Consider the following 1,097-nt stretch of genomic DNA (forward strand, 5'->3'; position numbering starts at 1 on the left):
CGCGCAGGGCGACCGCCCGGGCCCGCCCGAGCAGCGCGGTCAGCGGCTTGTCGGGATCGTCCGCGGGGACGTGGGACGGCTCGTGGAGCATCGAGTACCAGAGCACCGGCGGCAGGTCCGGATCGGCGAAGGCGACCGGCTCCGCCCAGTTGAAGTACGAGGGGACGAGGGTGAGTCCCCGCCCGTTCAGATACAGGTCCCGGTCCGCCGCCTGGGTGGGGTAGGTGACCTCCAGGACGGGCGGACGCCAGCGCATCATGGGCCCCAGACCCGTCAGCAGACCGTCCGTCCCCCCGTGCAGGAGCCCGCGCAGGCGCGCCGCCCGCTCGGCGTCCAGCTTCGTCTGCGTCTCCTCCCGGTACGGGGCGACGACGGCCTCGTGGTAGGCGCGCAGCATCCCGACGAGTTCCGCGCGCGGCCCCGGCTCACCCAGCCGCCGGACCCAGGACGGCGCCCCGACGGTCCGGTCGAGGATGGCCACCTCCTGGAGGACGCGCCGCGGCGGGGTGGCCAGGATCGCCTCGGCGCCCGCGTCGAGGCCCTCCAGAGCGGCGGCCGGCGTCAGGAAGTCCGGAAAGTACTCGGCGCGCGGATACAGGCGCAGCAGGACGTCCCGTACGACGCGCTCCAGCCCGTTCTCCCGTAATCGCTGCCGCGCCATGCGGGTCCAGCCCGCGTACGCCCACGAGCCCTTCCGCGACTGCAGCCGGTGCAGGCTCGCGGCCGTCTCCCAGAGCGGATCGTGCGCCGCGGCGAGCCTGGTGCGGCCCAGGTCGGCGTCACTGAAATGAATGCGGAGCATCGCGTTCTCCCCCGTCGAGCTCAGCCTTTGCACTCAGCCGCAACAGCATGGCCCACGCTCCGTGGTCTCGGCAATCGTGGGTTCGCAGGGCATGGATGTCCGAACGCCGGCGGCTGCCGGACCACGGGGGCGAGGGATCGTGAGGGAGTTCCGGCTGCTCGGCAGCATGGAGGCGGACGCCGGCGGCGGAGAGCCGGCGGCCCTGGGGCCGTCGCGGCAGCGGACCGTGCTGGCGGCGCTGCTGGTGGACGCGGGCCGGGTGGTCCCGATCGACGAGCTGGCGGACCGGGTGTGG

General features: G+C 74.0%; 1 protein-coding gene. It reads right to left on the reverse strand.

The genetic code is table 11. The annotated features are described in order from the left end of the window. A partial coding sequence (locus tag HW445_RS32120; RefSeq protein ID WP_180224272.1) for an ArsR family transcriptional regulator occupies positions 1–802 on the reverse strand: 802 nt, incomplete at its 3' end. Positions 803–1,097 lie beyond the last annotated feature (295 nt).

Origin of the sequence: Streptomyces sp. UH6 (genome assembly GCF_013421635.1) — a bacterium.
Lineage (GTDB): Bacteria > Actinomycetota > Actinomycetes > Streptomycetales > Streptomycetaceae > Streptomyces > Streptomyces abyssomicinicus.